The sequence below is a fragment of the Pedobacter sp. GQ55 genome (genome assembly GCF_059758925.1).
In genome coordinates, this window is sequence record NZ_JCAXEI010000002.1 from 540,787 (window position 1) to 565,215 (window position 24,429).

Here is a 24,429-nt window from a genome sequence, read left to right on the forward strand (position 1 = left end):
AGTATAGCTCTGATAACATGAAGATTACATATATCGAAATTTATCGTTTCAGCATACCAACAGAACCATTTGCAATTGCTACTGGCACTATGTATTTCGCTCAGAATGTGCTCATTAAAATTTACACCAGCAATAATATTTATGGGCTTGGGGAATGCTCAGCGTTTCCTATGATTGTTGGAGAAAGTCAGGAAACCTGCCTTGCAATGGCAAAAGAGTTTGCCAGGATTCTTATTGGAAAAGACCCTCTTGATATACCTGAAAGAATGAACGAGCTGCTGGGTTACGCTGCACACAACAGCACCATCAAAAGTGCATTTGACATGGCCTTGTTTGACATTGCCGCAAAGCATAGTAAACAGCCACTTTATAAATATTTAGGTGGAGAAAAGCGTATTGTAGAAACCGACATGACCATAGGTATCGATACCCCTGAAAACATGGCAACTGCTGCAATAGGTTTTAAAGCTAAAGGCTGCCGTATCATCAAAATAAAGCTTGGTAAAGATGTGCATAGCGATATAGAACGGGTGGGCTTAATCAGGCAGGCAGTTGGAACCGAAATGATTCTGAGGCTCGACGCAAATCAGGGCTGGAGCTTTGATGATGCACTATATGCACTGGGGGCACTGGAGAATTTTGATATTCAATTTTGCGAACAACCCATGCGTACCTGGTTTGATGATAAACTGCCGGAACTAAGAGCTAACTCTCCTATCAAAATTATGGCAGATGAAAGTTGCTACAACCATCACGACGCGCGAAAGCTGATAAACAGTGGCTCGGTTGATTACCTTAATATTAAGTTTTCAAAATCCGGAGGAATACTTGAGGCCCAAAAGATTCACGAAACTGCTTTACAAACCGGCACAAAATGTATGATAGGCGGAATGCTTGAAAGTAGAATAGCGATCAGTGCAAATATGCATTTTGCTTTGGCAAGTCCTAATGTGATTTTCTTCGATTTGGATTCCTGTTTACTTGGGCATCTCGTTGACCCCGTAACCGGTGGCATTACATACAACGGATATTTTGTTGATGTCCCTGATACTCCTGGAATTGGAGCTGATGTAGATCCTAAATTCCTGAAAACATGTGAAAAATGGATAATTCCGTCATCCTGAAAACTCTCGTCGTCTCGAAGATAGGAAAGATCCCTCCTATCTTCGAGACGTGAGGTCTATAGCATGACGACTGTATACCTTATGATATCTTATTGGCTTTTCTTCTTAAACAGGCCATTTAGCTTATCGGCAATCGCATTTTTAGCTTTTTCTGTTGCTTGTGCTTTGATGGTATCAACTTTAGCCTGAGCAACCGCTTTAATCTCTTCTTTTTTCTCGGCAACTACCTGGTTAACGGCTTCCTTAGCTCCCGCTTTTGCATCTCCTGCGCCGTATTTTAGGTTAATAGTAGGTTTTAGAATTGTACCACCTAATACCGCATTTACTTTTATAGTTTCACTCATAGCAACATTAGTTCCGGCCTTGTTATTCAGCTTCGCAATAAAGGCATTTGCCGTCTCATTTGCTTTTGCTCCAAGCATAGCTCTCGGTACATTTAGCCCAAGCTGATAATCCATGCTCTGATCCAAGCCGTTTGAACCCTGAACATTCATCAAAATACCTTCTTTTTTAATGTCAAAAGGCGCAACATTTAAACGACCGTCTTTAATCTTGAACTTAGTAAGAACATTGTTTAATTCCAGCTTTTTAAATTTATCGGAACTTAAAGCAGAAGCCAGTTTATTTAATGGCTCAAATCCATCAAGTACTGCCTGAATAATGTTAGTTAAACCCTCAGCATTTATAGAAGAGTAAACAGGCATCATGTTTTGATCCAGATCAGAATTGAACTTTAAATTAGTAGAGAATACTCCTTTTGCAAATTTGGCAACCGGGGCCAATAACTTTACCGTATTGAAAGCAGTAAATGCCTTTTGGATATCCATTTTTTCTATTCCGAAATCAACATCAACTTTTGGCTTTTTAGGATCTATTGTGGCGTACGATCCGTTCATCTTCACCGTACCATCAAGCATGTTCATACCCATATCCTTAAAGTATATGGTCTTGTTTTTAACTTCTAAAGCTCCCTTTGCATTAGTGATATCATAATTATCATATAACACACGTCCCGCTTTTGCGGTCATATCAAAATCGATATTTCCGGGCACTTCAAATACAGTTAATTTCGAATCACCTTTTTTCGCTGTTTCCTCTGTACTTTTTGGCCCCATCAACTCATTAACATCAATTAAGTTCGAAGCCACGTTGAATGTTCCTTGTAAGGCCTGGTTCTTTTTAAAGAAGTAGCTTAGGTAGTTATTTACCGTACCATTTGCAGCGAAATCACTTTTACCAACTTTAGCTGTAAGGTTACTTAAAGTGATATTTTTAGGGCTAAAAGACATCTTTGCCGAGGGAACGCTAACAGACATTGGCACATTTTTACCTGAATAATTGAAATTGCTTGCCAGCATTTGTCCTGATGCTTTGAACGCTTCATACTGCCCTTTATCTATAGATGATTTACGTCCTGCCGCCTGCACATCTGCATCCAGAATACCACTTAAGGTCATGTCCTTCATCGGGAAAATTGTCGTCAGCTGTTTTAAATCGAGCTTTCCTTTAAGTGCCATATCCACAAATGGATCGGTTGTCGGATTTTTCAACAACAATCTTCCATCAATTGGTGCATTACCAAATTCCATGTGAAATGCAGGTACATTTACAACGGTATGATCCATTACACCATCGGGATTACTGATTTGCGATTTCACTTGTATGTTATTAATGGCAGAAGGCAAAGAAGGATACTTTATCTTGCCATTTTCTATAGAAAGATTAACATTAAATGCAGGTAATGATTTCTCATTGTAAGTGCCTTTTGCACTTCCGTCCATTGCAAATTTACCTGTAGCATCCATGTCCTTAAAATTACTGGCATAGATTGCAGGTATTAAAGAAAGGAAATTTTTAAGTTCAGATTGCTTTGCATCAAACTTAAAATCCATAACTATATCCTTATCATTTGGCATGGCGAGGTATCCCATGGCCGACAACAATAATTCATTAAGTTTAATCCTATTCTCGGCAAAAGTGAACTTCATATTATTCATATCGATATCAATAGGAAGATCAGCATCAAGTTTTACCTTGTTCAGGTAAGGAATACCGCCATATTTAACTGTTAATTTTTCTATGTCAGACTGGGTTTTAAGGGTAAACAAATCTTGCGTAAAATCACCAGTACCTGTATGGTTTAAATTATCCATCTCCATGAAAAAACCTAAAGAGGCATCATCATAAACAACTTTACCTTTTTCAATTGCATACTTTTGTAAGGCTACTTTAAAAGCAGTTTTAGCAGTATCTGTTCTCTCAATGGCAGAACTATCTTTCTTTACAATATCCCAGTTGGCCTGACCACTTTTCAATACTTTGGCCAGAATCTTTGGTTCATCAAGATTAATTGATTTTATCTCATACTTTTCACCCTTAATCACACTCATTAAGTTCACATTCAATTGAAGTTGCTTAATGTTCGCTAAAGTATCTTTAGCAAAGCTATCAATACCCAAAACTGTTAGGTTATTGATCTTTATCCCCAGATTAGGGAACGAACGGATTAAAGTTAAATCCAGATCCCTAAAATCTACTTTAGCATTTACACTCTCATTAATCGACGATTTAATCTTTGCATCAATCTCCTTTTTAAAGAACAGAGGAATTGCAGCCGCAGCGGCGAATAAAACAACAAATAAACCGATTACAACAATTGATATCTTTTTAAGCATGTATTTAATATATAAAATCTTTTAAAACTTCTGCATAGCAATAAACACACCAAATTACTTTATTTGATTAAACCATTCCTATCTTTGTCCCTCTATAGCTCTAGAATAACAAAAATTGTATATGAAAAAATTAATCTTCACAGCGATATTATTCATTAGTATGGGTACTATGGCATTTGCACAAAGTGATAAAAAGGTAAAAAAAACACCTGAACAAAAGGCTCAGTATGCAACAGAGGAGTTGACTAAAAAGCTATCGCTAACTGCCGATCAAAAGTCAAAAATTGAGGCAATAAACCTCGAAAGCTTTAAAAAAGTAAAGGATAGCAATCCTAAAGGCGAAAAGAAAGATAAAGCTGCTATTAAAGCCGCTAAAGATGAAAGAGATAACAAAATAAACGCAGTCTTGAATGACACTCAGCGCAAAGCTTACAAAGAGTTTAAAGCAGAGAAGAAAGCAAACAAAAAAGAAGCTCCAAAAAAAGCTGAATAATAACAAAGTTGCTTTATGACTTCATGTTATAAAGCTACCGTCATCTCCTTTGGCTAACCAAAGGAGATGACGGTAGCTTTAAGAGCGATATGCTCTTTTAAAATTCTTAACTTTGTTGCATGAATAAAGAAATTGCTGTCATTTTTGACATGGACGGTGTGATCTGCCATACCAACCCTTACCATTCCCTTGCCTTCCGTGAGTTTTTTTCGACAAGAGATCTAGCCCCTACAGATGAAGAGTTTGCGCAACACATGTTTGGCAAATCGAATAGCTATATCCTCAGCCACTTCTTAAAAAGAAAAATTGAAGGCGAAGAACTACTAGAATTAGAACAGGAAAAAGAAGGTCTTTTCAGAAAAATATACGAACCCAATGTAGAACCCATTTCAGGTTTAGTTGAGTTTATAACCAACCTAAAAAACAATGGTGCAAAATTAGGTGTGGCTACTTCGGCCCCATATGCCAATCTGGAACTGATACTCAACAAAGTGCCCATTAGAGAAATACTAGGTTCTATAATGGCCAGCGAAGATGTGAAAAACCATAAACCTGATCCTGAGGTTTACCTTACTTCAGCCAAAAACCTTGGTATATCACCTGATCAATGTATCGTGTTTGAGGATTCTTTTTCTGGAGTCTCGGCCGCTTTAAATGCAGGGATGAAAGTAGTTGGCGTGCTTACCTCTCATACTAAAGAGGAGCTTCCTCCTTGCAATTTATACATCGATGATTATAAAGATCTGTCTTATCATACCATAAGTCGGCTAATCGACAAATAGAATTTACTTCTTTACGGTAATGCTTCTTCCTGTTACAAGAATAAACTTGTAAATCCGGTATAGGCCATCATCAGTAATTTCTATTTTCTCAACCAAGCCGGTTTTACTAAATGTATCGGTAACCAGATTACCAATTTTTACATCTTGTAATACACTCGATGGTGTTTCGTTATTTAATCTAATCATGAAGCAAGGCGAAATTAAGAACCAAAGGTAGTTCTAAAATGTTATTTTAACGTTAATCAATATATAGAGAAAAACTTGTCGCAAACAGCCCCTAAAATTGACCTTTTCGCACCTCCCTGCACCCATGTCTAATCTATAAATTTGTTTAACAACAGTTTTTAAACTTACATAACTTAGAAAACATGGCTAAAATGAATCCTTACTTAAACTTCAACGGCAAAGCCGAAGAAGCTTTTAATTTTTACAAATCTATTTTTGGAGGCGAATTTAGTGCCGTCCATAGAATGACCGAAGCACCTGAATCTTCGCAACTTCCTGAGAATGAAAGAAACGGAATAATGCATATTGCATTGCCAATTGACGGACATACTACACTAATGGCTTCAGATATACTTCCTTCTTGCGGACATATTTTAAATGAAGGTAACAATGTTCAAATATCACTTCATCCAGAAAGCAGAGAAGAAACAGAGCATCTTTTTAATGGACTATCAGCAGGTGGAAACGTTGAAATGCCTCTTGAAGATACTTTCTGGGGTGCTTATTTTGGAAGTTTTAAAGACAAATTTGGCGTGCAATGGCTGGTGAATTTTGAACAAAGCCAAAAATAAAGAAATCTCAATGCGGTAGTTAGAAAAAATGCTTGATGAATAATTTCATCAGGCATTTTTTAATTTAAGTTCATAAATCTCGAAAAAATTAGCTGTTGCCCCTTAATAAGCGCAAGATCTGCATCAATTTCCTTATTAATCGTTAAACCAAGTTCATCACAGGCCAATTTATACAAAGAAGCATGCACTGCCCCACCCACCAAATAAATTGGTACATCTGGTTTTAATCCACCCAGCTCAGTCCCAATCAGTAGACCACTTAAATAGTGCAAGTTTTGCTGAGAAGGAATATTTTTAAGCACCTGATTGGTTCTCACCATAAAACTGGCATGTAAGAGATTTGAGTGCCGGCTTGCTCTAACTCCTTCCTTAAAGCGTTCCTGATTTTTAGGATCACCAAAATCTCCTCCTTCCTCTACCGAAGCCGATAATATGCTATTCACAGAAAGAAGATTAAAAAATTCACCGGTCATATAGGTCTTAAAGCTAACGGCCTGGTTATTTTTTACCACAATGTGCTTAGGATGTGTACCCGGCAGAATTAACAATTGCTCCTGATCTTTATTATCCAAAAGCGCATCGCAGCCCACAACTTTAGTCTCCTCCCCACGCATTACATCACAATCAGTCATCGCTCCAGATATAATTACAAACGGGTTAGCTTCCGTACTATCAGCCATAAACTCTGTTTTCAGATCAGAACCGTCAAGATTAAATGGCAATCTCTTATAAGGCAAGTCCACCATTCCAATGGTAGATGAAGCCATCCCCGAAAACAGAACAGGGATACCATCAGTAGCCATATTTAAATTTTGTTGCAATGATCTTATTTCATCTTTTACGATAGATGCATAAAAATCTGCCCGCGACAAAAGAGTCCCTCCTTTTTGCTGCCAAAGTTTATACGTATCCGAAATTCCGTGGCTACTCTTTGTTTCAGCAAGAATGGCAAGATCTTTCGCCTGAATCAGACGAAGTCTGAAGGAACTTGTCCCCCAATCACAGCTAAAAAAATAATCCATCAATTCTTCGATTTAATACGCTCCACGTTCCCAACCAGAAAGATGTATGAGCATGCCCCCATAAATCCTAAAACCGCAATAAAGATCAATGCCGGGGCGAAATTCCCACCACTAGCCAGAAAACCGATAACAATTGGTACAACTATTCCCGAAAGCTGCCCTATAAAATTGAATACCCCACCCGTTATGTTAATGAGGTGCTTAGGTGCAAGACTGGAAACAAAGATCCAGGTAATGGATGCAAAGCCTACTCCAAAAAAGGATAAAGCCATAAAGAAAATGATTAACTCTGGTGTATCAACAAAGTTGGCTCCCAGAATAAATACAGAAATTAACAGTCCGATAATGATTGGTCTTTTACGTGCTTTTGCGGCAGACACTCCTTTTTTTATTAAATAATCAGACAAAAAACCAGAGCAAAGCACACCGGCAAAAGCTGCGAGGTAAGGTATTGATGCCCAGTATCCTGATTTTATAAAATCCAGCCCCCTGTAATCAACCAGGTATTTTGGAAACCAGGTAAGGAAAAACCACAAAGTGGAATTGACCGCAAACTGACCTATGTATATCCCCCATAATTTTCGGTGCGACAATACTTCTTTTAAATCAGCCCACTTAAACTTCTTTTTTGAATCCGCATCGGCAACAGATTTTCCATCCATTAAACCGCCACCACTCTCTATAAGTTTAAGTTCGGCCTCGTTTACCTTTGAATGTTTTAAAGGATCACGGTAAAAAATATACCATACAATTCCCCACAACACACCTATTAAACCGGTTACCACAAATAAACCTTTCCAACCCACATAAAATTGAATTTTCGAAAGCACTGGCATTAAAAAAGCCAGCCCCAGAAACTGGCCCGAAGTGTAAATTGCAATAGCCGATGCCCTTTCATTATCAGGAAACCAATTACTCACTACCCTGTTATTAATGGGAAATGCAGGGGCCTCAAATGCTCCGGTTGCCATTCTAAGGCCAAATAGCGTAACAAAACCTTTGGCAAAGCCCTGCACGATGGTGGCAAACGACCAGGTGATGAGACTAACCGCGTATAGAGTACGTGGACTAAAGCGATTCACCAATATCCCACCTGGAATTTGAAACAACAGATATGTCCAGCTGAAAGCAGAAAAGATCAGTCCCATCTGCACAGACGAGAATTTAAACTCTTTACCAATATCAGAGGCTGCAACTGCCAGATTGCTCCTGTCCATGTAATTGATAACTACATTAACAAAAATCAAAAAAAGAATCTGATAGCGAATTTTTGTTGGCTTAACGGATGATGTGGTTGCGTTCATAATCTGTTTCTTACCATTCAGCAATACTGCCATCCTCATGTCTCCAAACAGGATTCCTCCAGTTATGTCCAATCGCGGCCATTTTTCTTACATGCTCTTCATTAATTTCAATTCCTAACCCCGGCTTATCCGGAATCTTCACATACCCATTTTCATACTCAAAAACTGTTTTATCGGTTAAATAATCTAGCAGGTCACTTCCCTGATTATAATGTATCCCCAGACTTTGCTCCTGAATAAAGGCATTATGACAAGTCGCATCAACCTGCAAACATGCCGCCAAAGCAATGGGCCCTAGCGGGCAGTGTGGTGCAGCAGCAACATCAAAAGCCTCTGCCATAGAGATTATCTTTTTACACTCCGTAATTCCACCTGCATGGGAAACATCCGGCTGAATAATATCAACGTATCCCTCTTTCAGTAGCGTTTTAAACTGCCACTTCGAAAACATCCTTTCACCTGTAGCAATAGGAATAGAAACATGATTGGCTATCTCCCTAAGGTCTTCATTATTTTCGGGCAATACCGGTTCTTCAATGAACATTGGACGGTATTGTTCCAGCTCCTTCGCCAAAATTTTAGCCATAGGCTTATGCACACGGCCATGAAAATCTATTCCAATTCCAAATGCAGGTCCAACTGCCTCTCTTACCGCAGCTATACGTTTTATAGCCTCATCAATTTTATCATAACTATCCACATACTGAAGTTCTTCAGTAGCATTCATTTTTACCGCTAAAAAACCTTGCTCAGCCATTTTCTTTGCGGCAAGCCCCACATCAGCAGGACGATCCCCCCCAATCCAGGAATATACTTTCATCTTATCTCTGGCCTTTCCACCTAATAGCTGATGAACCGGAGCATTATAAAACTTCCCTTTAATATCCCATAATGCCTGATCTATACCTGCTATCGCACTCATCAGAATCGGGCCGCCACGATAAAAACCAGCCCTATACATCACATTCCAATGATCTTCAATATTCATAGGATCCTTACCTATAAGATATTCCATTAATTCATCAACCGCAGCCTTTACCGTTGCCGCTTTCCCTTCAATAACTGGTTCACCCCATCCAACAATCCCCTCATCAGTTTCAATTTTTAAAAACAGCCATCTTGGTGGCACCTGGAACAATTCGTAGCTTCTAATTTTCATTTTGGGATATTTATAAGTTAACTGCCTGAACAAACTCTTGAGCTTTAGCAGTAAGTTTGGAAAGATATTCTACTGTAACTTCTTGTTTGGTGTTAACCAGTGCACTGCCTATTCCAAATCCAACAGCACCAGCATTTTTAAAGTCTTTAATGTTTTCGAGCGTAACACCTCCCGTAGGCAATAGTGGGATTTGAGGCAATGGCCCTGCTATGTCTTTTAGATAAGAAGGAGAAGTGGCCGGAAATACTTTTACAATATCAGCCCCATTTTTATAAGCATAGTATATTTCAGTAGCGGTATATGCCCCCGGAATATTCACTACACCAAGACTTTTTGCTATTTTAATTACCTCTGCATCCACTATTGGCGAAAGGATAAAACTTGCTCCTGCAGCAACGGCCTTCTTTGCCGATTCAACGTCAAGAACAGTACCTGCACCAATGATCATCCTGCTACCAAATTTATCGTTAAGCTCTTTTATAACGGTAAGTGGCTGTGCCGAGTTCATTGTAATTTCGAGTATACGAATCCCACCTGCGTATAATGCTCCGGCTATTTTTATCACGTCAGCAGGATGAGCACCGCGAATAATGGCAATAATTTTATGTTCTAAGATTTGAGATAATGTGGACATAGGAATATAATTACTGACCTGTTTTTTTGGCTAGGTCAACTTTTAATAAATAGTTATCGGCAGTAATGAAAAGTGTTTTATAATTATCTGCAAAGGCACAATTGGACGTGCTGCCTTCAATCTTTATTTTTCCAAGCAGCATACCCTTCTTATTGTAGATCCAAACTCCGCCCTGGCCAGTTGTAAAAACATTTCCTTGCTTATCAATCTTGATACCATCAGTACCTCTGTCATTTTGAAAAATCCTTCCATTTATCAATAATCCTTCTTTATCCAGATCATACAGGTACAAATAGGGCTTTTCACTATCTGAATTTGCTATTAATAAGCTTTTCTCACCCGGAAAGAAGGCAATTCCATTTGGTCTTGAAATCGAGTCTACTAATAAGGTTACTTCTCCATTTTTAGAAATCTTATATACTCCCTGATAGGGTGCTGCTTTTGATGGATTATTGACACCTTTTTCTAGCCCATAAGGTGGGTCTGTAAAATAAATATCACCGTTACTTTTAACAATCAGATCGTTCGGGCTATCGAATTTTTTACCTTTATATTCATTGGCCAGTGTAATGTACTCTGCCTTAGGATTATCTAATGAAGCATTCATAAGCGCTACCCTCCTGTCGCCGTGCTGGCACAATAGCAATTGTCCTTTATGATTAAGCACTAACCCGTTCGATCCTAGTTCTTCTGTTCTGGGCTGAGTTCCGGTGTAGCCTGAGTGTTCAAGATAGACCTCCTTACCTTTTTCGGGTGTCCATTTGTAAACAGTATTGTTTAAAACATCTGAAACCAACAATATCCTTTTGCTTTCTATCCACAGTGGTCCTTCTACCCAGCCGAAACCGTCGGCGATCACTTCAACCTTAGCATCATGATTTATGATGGCATCCAATTCCTTACTTAATTTTTCTACTTTCCCATCGGGTTCTTTCTTTGTTGGCTGTGCAAACAAAACAGGTATGTTCAAAAAGATGATTAAAAAACAGGATACGGCTCTGCAGGACTTGATTTGGTTTATCATTTGGCATAAAAAAAGCATGAACAATAACGTAAGATAAAAATAAAAATATTTATCCTAGTAAAGTCATGCTTCTTTATTCTGATTTGCGATCTTTTGCAAATCTGATAACACTATTCTGCTTATTCTTTTACAGGTTCTTTAGCTTGTTCCGGAGCTTTACCGATTAACTCCATAAACTGATCTAATTTAGGTGTTATAATAATTTGCGTACGTCTGTTTCTTGCTTTACCGTCTGGCGTATCGTTTCCTGCAATTGGGTTATACTCACCCCTACCTCCTGCGGTTAAGCGTTTCGGTTCTACTCCATAATTATTCTGCAACGACTGAACTACCGATGATGCTCTTAAAGCACTTAAATCCCAGTTGTTACGAATATTTGTTTGCGAAATAGGCACGTTATCCGTATTACCTTCAATCAATACATCATACCCCTGGTAATCCTTAATGATTTTAGCAATTTTGCTTAGCGTTTCACCCGCTTTATCAGAGATTTCGTAGCTTCCAGATTTATAAAGCATGTTATCCGACAAAGAGATATAAACTACTCCTTTAAGTACTTTTACATCCACATCCCTCATTTCTTCTCTGCTTAACGAACGCGTAAGATTATTGGTTAACACCAAATTAAGTGAATCACTTTTGTTTTTAGTATTCACAAGGTGTTGGATGTATTTATTTGAGGCATTAATCTCATCTACCAATTTAGAGATATTTACATTCCCTTGATTTGTAGAGCTCAGGCACTTATCAAGCGCGGCCTGCAAAGAAGCTGAGTTTGCTTTTTCTGAGGCAATCTGCTCTTCTAAGCTCTTTACTCGTGATGTTGTTCCAGAGAGCTCCTGTTGACCGGACTGATATTTCTGATTCAAATCCTTAGTCTTTTCTTTTAATTGATCATAACTAGATTGGAGATCGTTATACTTTTTGTTACTCACACAACCCTGGGAAACCACAGCTGCTATCAGTACTACCGGTATTAAACTGGAAAATTTCATAATCCTATTAAATTTATTAGTCAAAACAATAGAACTGCAATCTCTATGCCATTAAGGCCGATAAGGCTTAAACAGTGCCCATATTTAAAGCAAAGTCGTATATTTATTCTATGCAACAAAAGGGTATAATCTTGCTTCTAATTGGCCTGGCCATATTTATATCAGGAAGAGCTGAACCAACCAAACATTTTTTAAACAGTAATGCGAAGCTTGAAAGTAAAATTAACGAAGCACTGAAATACTCAAAAGCTCATAAAATGAATACTTCTTATTGTATCATGGTTGATATGAGTATCCATTCTGGCAAAAACCGTCTTTTTGTTTATGACTTCAAGAAAAAAGAAGTGATTATTAAAGGTATCTGTGCTCATGGAAATGGCGGTGGCAGTACAGCATACAAACCGGTTTACAGTAATAAGATTGGAAGTAACTGCACCTCACTTGGCAAATACAAACTAGGCCAAAGGGCATACAGCAATTGGGGGATCAATATCCATTATAAAATGCATGGCCTCGAAAAAACAAATAACAATGCGTTTAAAAGGATCGTAGTTTTACATTCTTACACACCGGTACCTGCCTTTGAAAGCTACCCTCTACCTTTATTTAATGTTAGTTATGGCTGCCCAGTAATTGCAAATGCAACTATGCGTAAAATAGATAGGCTAATTAAATCAGGAGAGAAAGATGTGCTGTTCTGGATTTATGATTAAAGCCCGTTAAGTGACTATAAGAATTTTACAAAATCTTTCGGATATTCAACAAAACCCTGTCTTAAATAAAACCGGTGTGCATCTGTGCGCCTTGCATTGCTGTGAACCATAATTCTTTTGCATTTCCTTTCAATAGCTAATGCAGTACAATGCTCTTCTAAAGCTTTACCAATTCCCATACTTCTGGAATTATCATCAACCACAAAATAGCTAATTACTGCATAGTCAGCTTCAAAAGCTATTTGAGGAATAAAATGAAGGGATACAAAACCTAACACCTTTCCTTCCAGGTCATAAACAAGGTCACAATGATCAGATGATTTAGAAAGATCAATGAGTCTTTTCGCAATAAATCCCTCTTCGGTAGGATAACCAAGTTGTTCCATTAAAATCCGAATAGCGCTGGCGTCCTTAAGTTCTGCTTTCCTGATGTTCATAACCTTATTAGAAATAAAAGTCTAATCTATAACTTTTAGGTCATACTTAAATTTTAACATAGATCTTCTTTTTGTCCATTATATACCCAATCAGCCAGCAAAGCATCATAAAACTCAGCGCAAAAACCAGTGTTCCAAAAGCTCCGGGAAATAAAGGCTGATAAAAAACATTGTTGATCCAGTTGTAAAAACTCAACCCGGGTTTTACCCATATTAACTGAAAAACGACCAGCAAGAGTTCCGACAAAAGATAAATAGCCAGAGAGTTCCTCCCAAATACCAGAAAAAAGTTGTTCCCCCAGTTGATCTTCTTTATCTCTACAAAGTAAATAAGAACTCCTATGATCACCAGATCCAAACCCACTGTAAGCAATACGAATGAACTGGTCCAAAGCTTTTTAGCTACTGGAAAAAATTGGCCCCAAAACAATGAAAGAAAGATAAGCAAGGCACCCACTAACAGTAGCTTAGCCACAGACTCATAATTTCTTCCTTTTTCCTGAATATAGGCTCCTGCCAAATATCCGCCGATCACATTAACAATACCTGTTAACGTGCTGAGCAGGCCCTCGGGGTCAAATGCAATTGGTCCTCCTTTATCATGATACAAATGAGCATCACCCAAAATAAAAATATCCAAACGAGTACCTACATTGCCCAGCATGGTGTATTCCTGACCTTGTTCTCCAAATAGCAATAAAAATCCCCAGTAACCTAAAAGCAGGGCTATTGAAATGATCAAGGCAGATTTTTTTGAACAGTAATGAACAATTAGCGCCCCAAACAAATAACAAAGTGCTATACGCTGTAATACCCCCATTATTCTTGTATTACTAATCGCATTAAACACCCAGTTACCATCGTCTCTATGCATAAATGGGAACCAGTACATTAAATAACCCAGTAAAAAGATGATAGCAGATCTTTTAAATATCTTCATCAAAAAACTGCTGTCACTTTCAAATTTCTTTTTTGAAAAGCTCAATGCATTACCAACAGCAAAAAGAAACGATGGAAAAACCAGATCAGTGGGTGTAAAACCAAACCATGCGGCATGATCTAAAGGAGCCCACTGTGTGGCTCCCGAACCCGGAGAATTTACAATGATCATAAAACAAATGGTCATTCCTCTAAAAATATCCAGCGTGGTAAATCTTTCTTTCATAAATGAGTTCGTTTAATTTCAGACATATAAAATAAGGGCTGTCCCAAAATAAATCTTTATTTCGTCCATCGTCATTCTGAATTTATTTCAGAATGACGATGGTGCTAGAAACAGCCCTATTATATATTTTATTAGTAATTCGGATTTTGTTTTAACACCCCATTACTTTTATCTATTTCAACTTGAGGAATTGGATAATAATAATGCTTAGGACGTACAAAAGTCACTGTTTTGCCCTGATCTACCGGGGCTTTTGATTTCGCAAGATTATATATTGCAGCTATATCAACTAAGTTCTTTTTATCCCATCTCATCAAATCCTGATGTCTTTCACCTTCTCCTGCCAATTCAACACGCCTTTCATGGATCAATTCCTTCATTCCTGCATTTACAACAGGAGGTAATAACATTGAAGCTCTGCGTCTAACCTGGTTAATCAATGCATCACCAGCTCCAGTCCCTTGAGTACGGATTTTTGCTTCAGCAACTAAAAGATAAATATCGGATGATCGCATTAAAGGAACTGCATAATTATGGTCTACACCATTTCCTTCTGAAGAACCAGCTGGGAAAAACACTGCATATTTACGGAAGCTAAACCCAGTTGATGACAGATCTGAGGTAAATTCTGTATCACCTTTGCCATCCCCTAAATCTATCTTATCTCCTACACTTAATAATGTGGCAGATTTACGTGGGTCATTTAATTCAAATTCATCTGCGAGTCCTTTTAATGGCTGGCTAAATCCGTATCCTCCCCAAGCTCTTGGAATATAATAAATCGTATAATCATTAGACATTACATTTTGTAATCCCTGTACAGACATCAGAAGCTCAGTACTGTTTTTATTAGCCCTCGTAAAGTTCTCTGCATAAGTAGCTGCCAATGCATATTTACTGTTGTTTATTAATTTTTCGCCGGTTGTAATTGCTTCAGGCAGCTTTTCCCAATACATATACAATTTAGTTAACAACCCTAAAGCTGTACCCTTACTTACCCTTCCAAAGTCTGCGGCACCATAGTTTTCCGGTAAAAGGTCTACGGCTTTCAAAAGATCTGCTTCTATTTGTTTACGAACTTCCTCAATAGATGATTTTGGTATATTGAAGTTACTTTTAGCATAATCTTCCTCAGTAACAATAGGTACATCACCATAGATCACCATTAATCGCCAATAGCCAAACGCTCTGAAGAAATAAGCTTCTCCCATGCTACGGTCTTTTATGGCAGGAGTAATATCAGTGATTTTTGGGATGTTGATAATTGCATTTGTTGAGCGGTTGACCGTCTCATATTTATAGGTCCAGCTAAAATTTAGCTGTGCATTTGAAGCATTGTAAGTCAAATTCTCTATTGCCTCATCCTCAGCATGATCTCCTGAACGCCAGTAATCATCTGATGCTACATCAAATGTAGTTTCAGCATGAGAAATGTAATCTTCCTGCGCTAATAAGTTATAAATACCAGAAATTGTATTTACAGCATCTGTTTCATTTCTGAAATAGTTATCTGTATTGTAAACCCCTTTCTGAGTGAGGTCCAGATTTTTCTTACATGCAGTGGAAAAAGCCACAACAAATAGACATGTACATATTATATATTTTGTTTTCATGGAGATTAGATTTTAAGGGTTAAACCAAATGTGAACGAGCGTACAGATGGATATTGAGCAACATCAACACCTCTTTGTCTATTGCCATTTGTATATCCCAGTTCAGGGGTATAACCCGAATAATTGGTGATCATGAATAAATTCTGGCCAGTCACATATATTCTTAAACTATTGAAGGTGGCCTTTTTCACAATAAAATCAGGTAGTGTATAGCCTATTGTTAAATTCTTTAAGCTAACGTAATTGCCATTTTCAACAAACAGATCTGAAGTACGATAGTTCTCATTTGCACGATCAAGTGACATCCTTGGTATTGAATTACTTGTTCCTGGCCCTGTCCATCTATTTAATGTTTCGGCATAAAGGTTAAAAGAATAGGTTGGATCAGTGCCTTGCATCCTGTCTGCATTATACAAACTCACACCAAATACACCTGTTAAGTTTGCAGATAGATCGAATCCTTTGTAAGACAGGCTAGTTTGAAAACCCAAAGTTGCTTTTGGATTAGGATTTCCAAGATAGGTCCTATCTCCTCCATCAATCATCCCATCTCCGTTAATATCAACAAAACGCACATCTCCTGGCTTAATAGCACCTCTTCTTGAATCATTTTTCAAATAAGGATCATTGTCAACCTCAGCCTGAGTTTGATACAATCCTGCTGTTTTCCATCCATAAAAAGAAGCTATAGACTGACCTTCATAGGTTCTTGAAATTTCCTGACTTGAACGACCATATACTGTAGAAGGAATAAAGGCATTTACGCCATAAAGCTTAGTTACTTCATTTTTGATGAATGAGCCATTAAGTCCAAAAGAGTATTTAAAGTTATCGCCCGATTGGTAATTCACCTCTGCTTCTATCCCTCGGTTGTTCATATTCCCAATGTTAATATCAGGAGCAGTTACTCTTCCCGCTGTTCCTATCAATAAAGCGGGCACAAGCATTTTATTGGTGTTTTTATCAAAATAGGTAATTGTAGTGCTTAGCTTATTGTTTAAAAAGCCTGCCTCCAAACTCACGTTGGTCATTGCTGCACGTTCCCATGTAATATCCGGATTAGCAGTTATTGTCACTGCAGAACCATTAACACCAAAACCACCAAAAGTATAGCCATTTGTTCCATAAGTATTACCAACAACTATTGAACTCGCGTACTGGAAACCACGTATATTCTGGTTACCCAGCTCACCCCATCCCCCGGTTATCTTTAAATTGCTTATCCAGCTCACATCCTTCATAAATTTCTCATTAGACACTCTCCATCCTAAAGAGAATGCCGGAAAGTAACCCCAACGATTTCCATCTGCAAATTTTGATGAACCATCTGCTCTAAAGGTCAGGGTTGCTAAAAATCTGCCATCATAATCATAAAATCCCCTTGCAAAAACAGATTCCAGACCCGATGGATCATCATAACTACCATCGGCAGTTAAAAAGGCATTTCCTTTCCTTAAAGTCCTTTGGTCTTTAGAAGTATCATCATACCCCACTCTACCAGCAGAGAAATAGCTTCCTCTAAAACTTTGTGAAGAATATCCACCAGTGAAAGTGATATGACTTTTGCTAATTACTTTATCGTAAGTAAGCACCAGATCCAGTAAATGCGAGTAGTTCTCTGCCTCTGCCTGTGTTAATGTTGAACTTGTTGTTTCTCTTGTTTGGATTCTGTCTTCTATATTAAAAGAATAACTGCGACCAATTGTACCATCGAAACCATAGTTGGCGCGGAATTTTAAATCTGCATAAATTGGCACCTCAGCAAACACATTGGCAATAGCCCTATATTTACGGTTGTAAGCATCGGCCTGCTGAATGGTTGAATAAGGATTATTGATATCGCCTAACTGGTTGGCAAAAGCTTTTGAGGTTCCATATGTTCCATCATCATTCATTGTAGGAATTGCAGGATTAAACCTCAATGCCGAAAAGAGAAGGCCCGTTTGAGAATCATTATTATTAAAACCATTGGTTTCTCCATAAGTTACCTGCAGGTTTTGCCCTAATTTTAACCAGGGTTTAATTTTATGCTCCGAATTAATGCGGGTACTAAAGCGTTTAAAGTAAGATTTGTCGATGATTCCTTTTTCGTCATAAAAAGAGGTAGAAAAATAATAGGTAGAAACCTCATTGCCTCCCTGAAGATTAAGATCAATATTATTTACTTTTCCGCTTCCCAGAATGGCTTTCTGCCAGTCTGTACGCTGGGTCGAATAATACGCATCATTCCATGGTGCTTCAATAGCAGCCCCATCGTTAGTAAATCTTTCCCTTTTAAGTGTATACAAATCAGGAGCCGTAAGCAAGTCAATGTACTTGGTTGATTTAGAAACCCCCGTATACGCATTGATAGAAGTAGCTAATTTCTGACTGTAACTACCTCTTTTAGTAGTTACCAAAACTACTCCATTCGCAGCTCTTGTACCATAAATAGCGCTTGAAGATGCATCCTTTAATATCTCTATTGAAGCAATGTCATTAGGGTTAACATCACTTAAAGCGTCAGGGTTACCTGAAGGTACTCCATCAATTACTACCAAAGGGTTAGCATCATTTATAGTACCGGTACCACGGATACGGATACTTGGTGCAGCACCGGGAGTTCCATCATTACGAACAATATTAACACCCGTCGCTCTGCCCTCCAATGCCTGGGCAACTGTACTTACGGGTAAATTCTGAATGTCACTACCTTTAATACTGGCTATTGATCCTGTAACATCTATTTTTTTAGAGGTACCATAACCTACCACTACAATCTCATCCAAATTGGAATTCGTTTCAACCATAGTAATGGTCAGGTTAGTTTGTCCGGCTATATTAACTATCTGTTTTTCATAGCCAACATAACTAAACTCTAAAACCCCGTTTTCAGGAGCATTAATTACAAATTCACCATTAACATTAGTTGTAGCCCCAATATTAGTTCCTTGTAATTTAACACTAACCCCTATAAGCGTCTCTCCTTTTGAATCTACAACTTTACCTTTTATGGCAATCTGGGCTTCTGGCGCACCGATGATTACCACATGATCATCAGCTATTTTATATGGCAATTTACTGCCCATTAATGCATCCATAATGGCGTGGATGCCCGCATCTTTTACCTGCAGATCTACTTTACCCAGCTTCTTTAAGCTGGCGTAATTGTAAAAAAAGCGGTAGTTACTTTGTCTTTGAATCTTTGTGAGAATGTTGCTTACTTCCGTCTGTTTTAAATCAAGTGAGAACTTTTCCTGAGAATAAACATTCGCCGAAACCTGTAAACAGGTGAACATAATTAGTAATAATGCTCCTTTCATTAGCAAAATTATTTTAAAAGGTGGTTGCATATAAAGCCACGCAAAAGCTTTTGTAATCTTTTTCATTACATTTGTTTTTGAAAATTAAGGAATAGAGTAAGTCCATTACAACGCTTACTCTTGTGAATTAAATCCGGATTTTTAAGGGGAAGAACTGCAATTCTTCCCTTATTTATTTGTGGATTTTCAGGAATCGGTTAGATAAAATTTCTTCATTTTTTTAGTTTAATTTGGTTTTTATTATCGGTTAATTATTTTCTTATGGTGCAGAGAGGTGAACTACTCCTTTATCCCTTCTGAACTTAAATGGAGTGGTCATTTTTATTAATGAGAGTGCTTGTTCCAACGATTCTTCTTCAAATACTCCGCTAATTTCTTCCTTTTTCAAGGTTTCATTATCAAATACCATTTTTACATCAAATCGTCTCTCAATCTGTTTACCTACCTCTTCAAAACTTTCATTCGTAAAAATCATTTTATTGCTCAGCCAGGCAATCTCTTTAACATCCTGTGTATTGGCTTCAGACAGCCTCTCCAGCTGATACTCCAGTACTGCTGCTTTTTTATCAGCATTTCCGCCCTGCTCCAGATCATTAGCTACCGTAAGTTTTTCATTGGGCAGCATCACAATCTTCTTTTCTGGCTTATCATTTAACTCAACCAGAATTTTTCCGCTAAGCAATGTAGTTTCAACCTTTTTATCTGTGGTATAGGCCTTAACATTAAATACAGTCCCTAATACTTTTACAATGAACTTCTCGGTATGAACCAGAAAAGGTCTTTTAGGATTTTTTTCTACCTGAAAAAAACCTTCGCCCTTCAGGCTCACTTCTCTACTTGTAGCAGAAAACACTTCCGGATAAGTAAACGTACTCCCTGCATTCAATTTAACTTTTGTGCCATCAGACAATTTCAAATCTCTGGTTTTCCCAAAAGGAACATAGATCCGGTGCATTTCTGAACCTGCAAACTGATCCGGAACAGCTGGTTTTCTTCCATAGAAAAAAAACACAGTTAAAATGCCCATAACCAACGCTGCTGCTATCCACTTCCAATATATTAATGAACTTATCTTAGCTTCTTTAATAGGTGTAATCGTGTTTTCCTCTGTTCTGATTTTATCCCAAAGCCCATCAATCTTTTGCTTAATATCTTTTTGTTTTACTAAAGTGTCTGGTTGCTTTTCCTCTGTGGTCAATGCATCTGTAAAAGCCTGCATTTTTCTATATTCCGGAAAATGAATAAAAAACTCCTCCAGCTCAGCTAATTCTTCTGGTGTGGAAGATTTAGATATGCTTTTGGCCATTAATTCAATAAACCTGGATTTTATCATATATATAAATAGTGTCTAAGGTAAAGACACGCGAGGGTATCGATATTCCTAAAAGAAATAAAAATATTTTTGAAATTCTACTTACTATGAATTGCCGAATTAAGCTTTTTAAGTGCAATGGATAACTGCGCAAATACTGTCTTATCAGAAAGCCCAAGAATACTTGCTACTTCTTTACAGGACAAATCATCTTCCTTTACCATTTTAAAGATGAGTTTGCATCTAGCAGGTAAGTCATTAATAGCCCTCAGCATATTATCTGACAACTCTTTACTGATCAGAATCTGGGATGGATCAACCGACAAATGAAAATAATACGCTTCGGTTACCTTTACTTCATTATTCTTTTTAGAGGTAATGCTACGCACATGATTTAGGCATGCATTCTTTATTGATGTATAAAGGTAAACCTGCATATTTTTGATGCGCAAGTTTTCCTTACGCTCAGTCCAGAGCCTTACCAACACATCATTTACAATTTCTTCGGCAATCTCACGCTCTCCCACAAATGATTGTGCGAACCGGAAAAACTTATTTGCATATCCCTCGTAAAGCTCATTAAATGCAGATTCGTCCTCATTTTCCCGAATGCGAATGACCAGCTCCTGCATACCCCCAATATTTAAAAATAATTTTTAGTAATATTAGAAATAATGATTCATTATATATTTATAACTGTGGTTATTTTTCTTTTAAATAACTTAAGCTAACCATTAACAGAAAGGATTTTATTTAATCAACATTTGTGAAAAGGTTGTGCTGTCACCTTTAAAAACATTAAAATCTACTGCGTGATTAATACCTGAGATTCTTGCTTTATCAGAGTGTTGCCAGAAGAACCATTTGGTAGCCTCATTAACTTTAAGTTTTGGCTGATGATAATGGGCAATCCATAAAGGATAATTATCAAAATACCCTTTCAAATAGTCATTATAGAACGACAGTCCAGTATAAATAATTGGTTTTACCTGCTCTCTTTTCTCTATATAAGAAACAAACTCTTTCAGTTGCGCTCGCATATTTGCAGGCGAAGTACCATTTAATTGTTCTATATCTACAACAGGGGGAAGATCACCAGCCTCGAATTTTACAGTTTGCAGGAAGAACTTAGCTTGCCAGCTGCCCGATTTCTGCGGTCTAAAAAAATGATATGCTCCACACACAATACCGACTTTAGCAGCCTCGCGCCAATTTCGCTGAAAATAAGGATCAACACTAAGCATCCCCTCTGTTGCCTTTATAAACGCAAAATGTACGCGTACATCGTCTTCTTCCATCGCCTTAACCCTTTTCCAGTCTATCTTACCCTGATAATAAGAAACATCTATACCATGTATGTTGTAATCCTTTGGTATCCGAATATTAAAGCTGCGATATGTACGATATGCAGGATCCTCACCCAAATCCTTTAGCCATCTCCATGTTGATGTAAACCCCCTAATAATGTAGGCGTAGTAAAAAGGAGATAAAAGAACCAGCAGCACAGCAACAAGCATGAACTTAACTTGCATGGACCAGGGTTTTTTCTTTGTTTGCCTTTTTCGGGGAACGGCCTTTTTACGTGGTACGGTAGTTTTTCGTGGAATAGAAGTCTTTTGGGAAACGGGTGTTTTTCTTTGTGCTGGTGGCATGATACGACAAAAATACATTATATCGTCAGTTTTGAAGGATTGCAAAAAAAATATTTGACGAAACTAATATTTTAGTTGCGCAACTAAAATATTAGTTCTATATTAGATTTACAATCTAAACAGCTATATCTTAAGACTTTGAATTAGAATTGAAATTAAACATTAACCATATATAATATACGATCCCCTATCATGAAAGAATTGACCAAGGCAGAAGAACAGATCATGCAAATATTATGGGAACTGAAACAAGCTTTTGTAAAGGATGTAATTGAACAACTTCCAGATCCCAAACCTGCAACTACAACAGTATCTACAATCATCAGAATATTAGAGGGCAAGGGTTTTGTAAATCATGAGGCTTTTGGCACCACTCACCGCTACTTCCCTATTATCAGTATAGATGATTATAAAGGCTTTGCTGCCGGAAAATTATTGAATAGCTATTTCGATAATTCTGTTGAGAAAATGTTTTCCTTTTTTTTGAAACAGGAAAAGGTAGACTTAAAGGAAGCTGATGAAATACTAAAACTAATTGAGAACCTTAAAAAAGACCAAAAATGAACGCTCTAACCTATCTTTTGCAGGTAAACCTGTACCTGCTTCTCTTTTATCTGTTTTATTTTGTATTACTTCGCCATGAGACTTTCTTTAGGTTGAACCGTTTCTATTTAGTGGGTTCAGGAGTACTCGCACTCTTTATTCCACTTCTGCGGGCAGATTGGATAAAGGAGCTATTTGTTACAGAACAAGTAAAACAGCTGGCTCAAATAGTGAATACTTCCGTTCCACAAACAGACAATATTACCTTTACAGTTATAAAAGCTCAAAAACAATCTTTATTAACCTCCACTGAATGGTTTTGGCTCGTTTACGGAATAGTAACACTGGTATTTCTAGTCAATTTTTTAAGAAAACTCTATCTGTTGAATAAAGTTCTAAAGAAAGGGAATAAGGGTCAGGCATTCAGTTTTTTCAATAAAATTTTTGTAGATAATGAATTAGAAGGCCAGGAAACCATAATGAAACACGAGCTGGTGCATGCAAAACAATGGCACTCTGCTGATGTGATCTTCTTTGAGCTTTTTACTGCAATGAACTGGTTTAATCCGGTTGTTTACCTCTATAAAAATGCAATTAAAAACATACATGAATTCATTGCAGATGAAACTGCCGCCTCAACATTGGAAAATAAATCAGCATATGCGCTCTTGCTGGTTTCGAATATTTTTGATACCCAACCTGAGCAATTAACAAACAGTTTTTATAATCAATCATTATTAAAAAGGAGAATCATTATGTTACACAAAACAAAATCTCGCAAGGTTGCCATACTGAAGTATGGGCTCTCAGTACCTCTTTTTGCAGGTATGGTTATTTTCTCGTCGGCCACCGGTGCGGAAACAAAAATCATCAATAAGATTACAGAGAAGGTAGTTCCTATCATTGCAAACTACCCAAACGCTGACTTGAAGCCAATAGGAGACTTAAAGCGCAAAATAGAACCGATCTATGCCCCTAAAGTAAAAAAAAGCAAGAAAAAAAAGAATGTTTCACCTGTCATGGAGTTAAAATCCCAGCGCCGGAATCGTCCAGAAAACCTTTTCGATTATGCCAGTAATTTCAAAAAGAATGGCAGTGGCCAAAAGTTCAAAGAAGGCATGATTTTTATATCCTTTGATGTTAATGAGAATAAGAAAACTAGTAATTTTAAAATATCAAAATCTGATAATTTTGAATGGCAGGATGATTATTTGACCTATCTAAACAAATTTAATGATACAGTCTCGCTGGTAAAAGGAACCTATCACTTTTACAAATGCTATATATACGCCGGTAACGAAGAGAAATATCCAAGCGAAAAAGAATTATTAAATGGCACAATAAAAAACATGCTATTTGGTGGATACATCGCACAAATGCCATCATTTATCGCCATTGATGAAACTAAAGGAGAAGCAGGAAAAATTGTGAATTACCTCGCCGAAACTCCACTGACAGACCCTGTGGTACTTGTTGATGGTAAAGAAACTACTTACAAAAAAACAAAAATGGGACTTAAAGACGCATTTAAACTTGATGAGGTAATATACCCAAGGGGTGTAAAAACAATCCGTGTATTTAAGGGCGATGAGGCTGTTGCTGAATACAATGAAAGTGCCAGAAAAGGACTAATTGTTATTGTCACGAAAGAGACAATGTAAAGTGGGCAATAAAGCATTTATA

At 37.6% G+C, this 24,429-nt stretch carries 22 protein-coding genes; 7 read left to right on the forward strand and 15 right to left on the reverse strand.

What is annotated here, in order from left to right:
* Window positions 1-17 precede the first annotated feature (17 nt).
* Window positions 18-1,124 carry a mandelate racemase/muconate lactonizing enzyme family protein gene (locus AC6CH7_RS07220; RefSeq protein WP_498262039.1) on the forward strand — a complete coding sequence of 369 codons (1,107 nt, stop codon included), beginning with the start codon at window positions 18-20 and terminating at the stop codon, window positions 1,122-1,124.
* 89 nt (window positions 1,125-1,213) lie between these two features.
* Here AC6CH7_RS07220 and AC6CH7_RS07225 read toward each other — a convergent pair whose 3' ends face one another.
* Window positions 1,214-3,799, reverse strand: a complete 2,586-nt coding sequence (locus AC6CH7_RS07225; protein ID WP_498262040.1) for an AsmA-like C-terminal region-containing protein — start codon at window positions 3,797-3,799, stop codon at window positions 1,214-1,216.
* Window positions 3,800-3,920: 121 nt separating this feature from the next.
* Here AC6CH7_RS07225 and AC6CH7_RS07230 point away from each other — a divergent pair, with 121 nt between their 5' ends.
* Both AC6CH7_RS07230 and AC6CH7_RS07235 read left to right on the forward strand, forming a co-directional pair.
* The gene (locus AC6CH7_RS07230) at window positions 3,921-4,292 is read left to right on the forward strand and encodes a DUF4890 domain-containing protein (protein WP_498262041.1); all 372 of its coding nucleotides are present in this window, start codon (window positions 3,921-3,923) and stop codon (window positions 4,290-4,292) included.
* A gap of 119 nt (window positions 4,293-4,411) precedes the next feature.
* Window positions 4,412-5,074, forward strand: coding sequence for an HAD family hydrolase (locus tag AC6CH7_RS07235; RefSeq protein ID WP_498262042.1), 663 nt, complete (start codon window positions 4,412-4,414; stop codon window positions 5,072-5,074).
* A gap of 3 nt (window positions 5,075-5,077) precedes the next feature.
* Here the strand turns inward: AC6CH7_RS07235 and AC6CH7_RS07240 are convergent, their stop codons facing one another.
* A complete protein-coding gene (locus tag AC6CH7_RS07240; protein ID WP_172659644.1) occupies window positions 5,078-5,260 on the reverse strand; it encodes a hypothetical protein in 183 nt (60 codons plus the stop codon).
* Between the two features lie 182 nt (window positions 5,261-5,442).
* On the opposite strand from AC6CH7_RS07240, the gene AC6CH7_RS07245 reads away from it, so the two are divergent.
* Window positions 5,443-5,871, forward strand: a complete 429-nt coding sequence (locus AC6CH7_RS07245) for a VOC family protein (protein ID WP_498262043.1) — start codon at window positions 5,443-5,445, stop codon at window positions 5,869-5,871.
* Between the two features lie 59 nt (window positions 5,872-5,930).
* On the opposite strand, the gene AC6CH7_RS07250 is transcribed toward AC6CH7_RS07245, so the two are convergent.
* The 6 genes from AC6CH7_RS07250 to AC6CH7_RS07275 form a co-directional block, all read right to left on the reverse strand.
* The gene (locus AC6CH7_RS07250) at window positions 5,931-6,893 is read right to left on the reverse strand and encodes a 2-dehydro-3-deoxygalactonokinase (RefSeq protein ID WP_498262044.1); all 963 of its coding nucleotides are present in this window, start codon (window positions 6,891-6,893) and stop codon (window positions 5,931-5,933) included.
* A complete protein-coding gene (locus AC6CH7_RS07255; RefSeq protein WP_498262045.1) occupies window positions 6,893-8,269 on the reverse strand; it encodes an MFS transporter in 1,377 nt (458 codons plus the stop codon). The genes AC6CH7_RS07250 and AC6CH7_RS07255 overlap by 1 nt, the downstream gene beginning before the upstream one ends.
* Window positions 8,208-9,356 (reverse strand): galactonate dehydratase, encoded by a 1,149-nt coding sequence (gene dgoD, locus AC6CH7_RS07260; protein ID WP_498262046.1) that lies wholly within the window; start codon window positions 9,354-9,356, stop codon window positions 8,208-8,210. Before dgoD ends, AC6CH7_RS07255 begins: the two co-directional genes overlap by 62 nt.
* A gap of 10 nt (window positions 9,357-9,366) precedes the next feature.
* Complete coding sequence (locus tag AC6CH7_RS07265; RefSeq protein ID WP_498262047.1) at window positions 9,367-9,990, reverse strand: bifunctional 4-hydroxy-2-oxoglutarate aldolase/2-dehydro-3-deoxy-phosphogluconate aldolase; 624 nt, start codon at window positions 9,988-9,990, stop codon at window positions 9,367-9,369.
* A gap of 10 nt (window positions 9,991-10,000) precedes the next feature.
* A complete protein-coding gene (locus AC6CH7_RS07270) occupies window positions 10,001-10,960 on the reverse strand; it encodes an SMP-30/gluconolactonase/LRE family protein (protein ID WP_498262048.1) in 960 nt (319 codons plus the stop codon).
* Between the two features lie 173 nt (window positions 10,961-11,133).
* Entirely contained in the window at window positions 11,134-12,009 is an 876-nt protein-coding gene (locus tag AC6CH7_RS07275) for an OmpA/MotB family protein (protein WP_498262049.1), read from the reverse strand.
* A gap of 74 nt (window positions 12,010-12,083) precedes the next feature.
* Here AC6CH7_RS07275 and AC6CH7_RS07280 point away from each other — a divergent pair, with 74 nt between their 5' ends.
* Entirely contained in the window at window positions 12,084-12,722 is a 639-nt protein-coding gene (locus tag AC6CH7_RS07280; RefSeq protein WP_498262050.1) for a murein L,D-transpeptidase catalytic domain-containing protein, read from the forward strand.
* A 14-nt stretch (window positions 12,723-12,736) separates the two neighbouring features.
* On the opposite strand, the gene AC6CH7_RS07285 is transcribed toward AC6CH7_RS07280, so the two are convergent.
* The 7 genes from AC6CH7_RS07285 to AC6CH7_RS07315 all read right to left on the reverse strand — a co-directional run bounded on the left by AC6CH7_RS07285 (window position 12,737) and on the right by AC6CH7_RS07315 (window position 22,083).
* A complete protein-coding gene (locus AC6CH7_RS07285) occupies window positions 12,737-13,159 on the reverse strand; it encodes a GNAT family N-acetyltransferase (protein WP_498262051.1) in 423 nt (140 codons plus the stop codon).
* A 46-nt stretch (window positions 13,160-13,205) separates the two neighbouring features.
* The gene (locus tag AC6CH7_RS07290; RefSeq protein WP_498262052.1) at window positions 13,206-14,324 is read right to left on the reverse strand and encodes an acyltransferase family protein; all 1,119 of its coding nucleotides are present in this window, start codon (window positions 14,322-14,324) and stop codon (window positions 13,206-13,208) included.
* Between the two features lie 131 nt (window positions 14,325-14,455).
* Entirely contained in the window at window positions 14,456-15,937 is a 1,482-nt protein-coding gene (locus AC6CH7_RS07295) for a RagB/SusD family nutrient uptake outer membrane protein (protein ID WP_498262053.1), read from the reverse strand.
* A 5-nt stretch (window positions 15,938-15,942) separates the two neighbouring features.
* Window positions 15,943-19,305, reverse strand: a complete 3,363-nt coding sequence (locus AC6CH7_RS07300) for a SusC/RagA family TonB-linked outer membrane protein (RefSeq protein WP_498262054.1) — start codon at window positions 19,303-19,305, stop codon at window positions 15,943-15,945.
* A gap of 193 nt (window positions 19,306-19,498) precedes the next feature.
* Window positions 19,499-20,572 carry a FecR family protein gene (locus AC6CH7_RS07305; protein WP_498262055.1) on the reverse strand — a complete coding sequence of 358 codons (1,074 nt, stop codon included), beginning with the start codon at window positions 20,570-20,572 and terminating at the stop codon, window positions 19,499-19,501.
* A 77-nt stretch (window positions 20,573-20,649) separates the two neighbouring features.
* Window positions 20,650-21,183, reverse strand: a complete 534-nt coding sequence (locus tag AC6CH7_RS07310; RefSeq protein WP_498262056.1) for an RNA polymerase sigma-70 factor — start codon at window positions 21,181-21,183, stop codon at window positions 20,650-20,652.
* 117 nt (window positions 21,184-21,300) lie between these two features.
* The gene (locus AC6CH7_RS07315; protein ID WP_498262057.1) at window positions 21,301-22,083 is read right to left on the reverse strand and encodes a glycoside hydrolase family 25 protein; all 783 of its coding nucleotides are present in this window, start codon (window positions 22,081-22,083) and stop codon (window positions 21,301-21,303) included.
* A 312-nt stretch (window positions 22,084-22,395) separates the two neighbouring features.
* On the opposite strand from AC6CH7_RS07315, the gene AC6CH7_RS07320 reads away from it, so the two are divergent.
* Together AC6CH7_RS07320 and AC6CH7_RS07325 are read left to right on the forward strand one after the other, a co-directional pair.
* Window positions 22,396-22,767, forward strand: a complete 372-nt coding sequence (locus AC6CH7_RS07320) for a BlaI/MecI/CopY family transcriptional regulator (protein WP_498262058.1) — start codon at window positions 22,396-22,398, stop codon at window positions 22,765-22,767.
* Window positions 22,764-24,407 carry a M56 family metallopeptidase gene (locus tag AC6CH7_RS07325; RefSeq protein ID WP_498262059.1) on the forward strand — a complete coding sequence of 548 codons (1,644 nt, stop codon included), beginning with the start codon at window positions 22,764-22,766 and terminating at the stop codon, window positions 24,405-24,407. Before AC6CH7_RS07320 ends, AC6CH7_RS07325 begins: the two co-directional genes overlap by 4 nt.
* Window positions 24,408-24,429: the final 22 nt, after the last annotated feature.

What these genes read in the sequence shown, in the direction of transcription:
- AC6CH7_RS07220 (WP_498262039.1), top strand. Translation starts at nt 18, where the DNA reads ATGAAGATTACATATATCGAAATTTATCGTTTCAGCATACCAACAGAA.
- AC6CH7_RS07225 (WP_498262040.1), bottom strand. Translation starts at nt 3,799, where the DNA reads ATGCTTAAAAAGATATCAATTGTTGTAATCGGTTTATTTGTTGTTTTA.
- AC6CH7_RS07230 (WP_498262041.1), top strand. Translation starts at nt 3,921, where the DNA reads ATGAAAAAATTAATCTTCACAGCGATATTATTCATTAGTATGGGTACT.
- AC6CH7_RS07235 (WP_498262042.1), top strand. Translation starts at nt 4,412, where the DNA reads ATGAATAAAGAAATTGCTGTCATTTTTGACATGGACGGTGTGATCTGC.
- AC6CH7_RS07240 (WP_172659644.1), bottom strand. Translation starts at nt 5,260, where the DNA reads ATGATTAGATTAAATAACGAAACACCATCGAGTGTATTACAAGATGTA.
- AC6CH7_RS07245 (WP_498262043.1), top strand. Translation starts at nt 5,443, where the DNA reads ATGGCTAAAATGAATCCTTACTTAAACTTCAACGGCAAAGCCGAAGAA.
- AC6CH7_RS07250 (WP_498262044.1), bottom strand. Translation starts at nt 6,893, where the DNA reads ATGGATTATTTTTTTAGCTGTGATTGGGGGACAAGTTCCTTCAGACTT.
- dgoD (WP_498262046.1), bottom strand. Translation starts at nt 9,356, where the DNA reads ATGAAAATTAGAAGCTACGAATTGTTCCAGGTGCCACCAAGATGGCTG.
- AC6CH7_RS07265 (WP_498262047.1), bottom strand. Translation starts at nt 9,990, where the DNA reads ATGTCCACATTATCTCAAATCTTAGAACATAAAATTATTGCCATTATT.
- AC6CH7_RS07275 (WP_498262049.1), bottom strand. Translation starts at nt 12,009, where the DNA reads ATGAAATTTTCCAGTTTAATACCGGTAGTACTGATAGCAGCTGTGGTT.
- AC6CH7_RS07285 (WP_498262051.1), bottom strand. Translation starts at nt 13,159, where the DNA reads ATGAACATCAGGAAAGCAGAACTTAAGGACGCCAGCGCTATTCGGATT.
- AC6CH7_RS07290 (WP_498262052.1), bottom strand. Translation starts at nt 14,324, where the DNA reads ATGAAAGAAAGATTTACCACGCTGGATATTTTTAGAGGAATGACCATT.
- AC6CH7_RS07295 (WP_498262053.1), bottom strand. Translation starts at nt 15,937, where the DNA reads ATGAAAACAAAATATATAATATGTACATGTCTATTTGTTGTGGCTTTT.
- AC6CH7_RS07300 (WP_498262054.1), bottom strand. Translation starts at nt 19,305, where the DNA reads ATGAAAAAGATTACAAAAGCTTTTGCGTGGCTTTATATGCAACCACCT.
- AC6CH7_RS07305 (WP_498262055.1), bottom strand. Translation starts at nt 20,572, where the DNA reads ATGATAAAATCCAGGTTTATTGAATTAATGGCCAAAAGCATATCTAAA.
- AC6CH7_RS07310 (WP_498262056.1), bottom strand. Translation starts at nt 21,183, where the DNA reads ATGCAGGAGCTGGTCATTCGCATTCGGGAAAATGAGGACGAATCTGCA.
- AC6CH7_RS07315 (WP_498262057.1), bottom strand. Translation starts at nt 22,083, where the DNA reads ATGCAAGTTAAGTTCATGCTTGTTGCTGTGCTGCTGGTTCTTTTATCT.
- AC6CH7_RS07320 (WP_498262058.1), top strand. Translation starts at nt 22,396, where the DNA reads ATGAAAGAATTGACCAAGGCAGAAGAACAGATCATGCAAATATTATGG.
- AC6CH7_RS07325 (WP_498262059.1), top strand. Translation starts at nt 22,764, where the DNA reads ATGAACGCTCTAACCTATCTTTTGCAGGTAAACCTGTACCTGCTTCTC.